Raw genomic sequence first — 1,437 nt, 5'->3', positions numbered from 1 at the left:
TGGGGGTCGTTGTTTCAGAACAACACAGTGGACGCGAGCAACTGAGGACAAGCCCTCGGCCTATTAGTACCGGTCAACTCCACCCCTCACAGGGCTTCCATATCCGGCCTATCAACCCAGTCGTCTACTGGGAGCCTTACCCTCTCAAGGAGGTGGGAGTGCTCATCTCGAAGCAGGCTTCCCGCTTAGATGCTTTCAGCGGTTATCCCTCCCGAACGTAGCCAACCAGCCATGCCCTTGGCAGGACAACTGGCACACCAGAGGTTCGTCCGTCCCGGTCCTCTCGTACTAGGGACAGCCCTTCTCAACACTCCTACGCGCACAGCGGATAGGGACCGAACTGTCTCACGACGTTCTAAACCCAGCTCGCGTACCGCTTTAATGGGCGAACAGCCCAACCCTTGGGACCTACTCCAGCCCCAGGATGCGACGAGCCGACATCGAGGTGCCAAACCATCCCGTCGATATGGACTCTTGGGGAAGATCAGCCTGTTATCCCCGGGGTACCTTTTATCCGTTGAGCGACGGCGCTTCCACAAGCCACCGCCGGATCACTAGTCCCGACTTTCGTCCCTGCTCGACCCGTCAGTCTCACAGTCAAGCTCCCTTGTGCACTTACACTCAACACCTGATTGCCAACCAGGCTGAGGGAACCTTTGGGCGCCTCCGTTACTCTTTAGGAGGCAACCGCCCCAGTTAAACTACCCACCAGACACTGTCCCTGATCCGGATCACGGACCCAGGTTAGACATCCAGCACGACCAGAGTGGTATTTCAACGACGACTCCACCATGACTGGCGTCACGGCTTCAAAGTCTCCCACCTATCCTACACAAGCCGAACCGAACACCAATATCAAGCTATAGTAAAGGTCCCGGGGTCTTTCCGTCCTGCTGCGCGAAACGAGCATCTTTACTCGTAATGCAATTTCACCGGGCCTATGGTTGAGACAGTCGAGAAGTCGTTACGCCATTCGTGCAGGTCGGAACTTACCCGACAAGGAATTTCGCTACCTTAGGATGGTTATAGTTACCACCGCCGTTTACTGGCGCTTAAGTTCTCAGCTTCGCCCCGACGAATCAGAGCTAACCGGTCCCCTTAACGTTCCAGCACCGGGCAGGCGTCAGTCCGTATACATCGCCTTACGGCTTCGCACGGACCTGTGTTTTTAGTAAACAGTCGCTTCTCGCTGGTCTCTGCGGCCACCCCCAGCTCTGGCAGCAAGTGCCGTCACCAGGAATGGCCCCCCTTCTCCCGAAGTTACGGGGGCATTTTGCCGAGTTCCTTAACCATAGTTCACCCGAACGCCTCGGTATTCTCTACCTGACCACCTGAGTCGGTTTGGGGTACGGGCCGCCATGAAACTCGCTAGAGGCTTTTCTCGACAGCATAGGATCATCCACTTCACCACAATCGGCTCGGCATCAGGTCTCAGGC

1 rRNA gene is annotated in these 1,437 nt (G+C 56.4%); it reads right to left on the bottom strand.

Features of this window, described 5'->3' with window-relative positions:
• Positions 1 to 43: 43 nt before the first annotated feature.
• A 23S ribosomal RNA gene (locus VR45_RS12450) occupies positions 44 to 1,437 on the bottom strand; the annotation flags it as partial.

The organism is Streptomyces sp. NRRL S-495, assembly GCF_000966955.1.
Classification (GTDB): domain Bacteria; phylum Actinomycetota; class Actinomycetes; order Streptomycetales; family Streptomycetaceae; genus Kitasatospora; species Kitasatospora purpeofusca.
This window is presented reverse-complemented; position numbering and strand designations above follow the sequence as displayed.